This window comes from Acidisphaera rubrifaciens HS-AP3 (assembly GCF_000964365.1).
In the GTDB taxonomy this organism is placed as follows: domain Bacteria; phylum Pseudomonadota; class Alphaproteobacteria; order Acetobacterales; family Acetobacteraceae; genus Acidisphaera; species Acidisphaera rubrifaciens.
On record NZ_BANB01000620.1, the window covers coordinates 1 to 645 of the forward strand.

Sequence of the window (645 nt, forward strand, 5' to 3'; positions counted from 1 at the left end):
TACGATCCAGACTGATCGGCTACCGCTCTAGGTCGTATGAGCGGTGGAGCAGTGCCCGCAGCACCCTCGGGCTGACGCCGTTGATCGGCTGATGAGCACCGAACGCTTCGAAGACCCAGCGGAAATCGTCTGTCTCGATTGCTTTGATGCGGATCGAGCGTCCGCCTTCGATGGCGATAAGCTTCTCCCTTGCCGGCACGTAGTCCGCCGGCATGTTCTGTCGCCATTCCAGAAAGTAGATATTCGGGATCGTCGCGTCAGCGGGACCCACTCGTGGGAGACATTCATCAATGTCTGATAGGACGGTCTGGATATTTGGATCGGTCGCGCTATAGCCGACAAATAGAAGCGGATGCTCAGTGAAGTAGGTCAGGAGCTTGGCGCTGAGGTACTTCTTCTTTCGGAGGAATTCGTCGTAGTCTTGCTGGGTAAAGATCAGGCTGTTGTAATCCGACACGCAGCCGTGAATTTTGAATACCTCGCCAATCAGGATCTGCACTCCTTGTATGATCTGCTGTCCGATGACGGGCTGATATTCGGGAAAAACGAGTTCAAGAAAGCGGTCGTAATTTGTAGTGATGACGGCATGCGGGTTGATGCCCTTTAGAGAAGCTAGAGCGGTAGCCGATCAGTCTGGATCGTAGC

The 645-nt window shown here is 54.0% G+C and carries 1 protein-coding gene; it reads right to left on the reverse strand.

Annotated features, from left to right (window positions below):
* Window positions 1-19 precede the first annotated feature (19 nt).
* Entirely contained in the window at window positions 20-598 is a 579-nt protein-coding gene (locus tag B8460_RS15470; protein ID WP_084623710.1) for an SIR2 family NAD-dependent protein deacylase, read from the reverse strand.
* Window positions 599-645 lie beyond the last annotated feature (47 nt).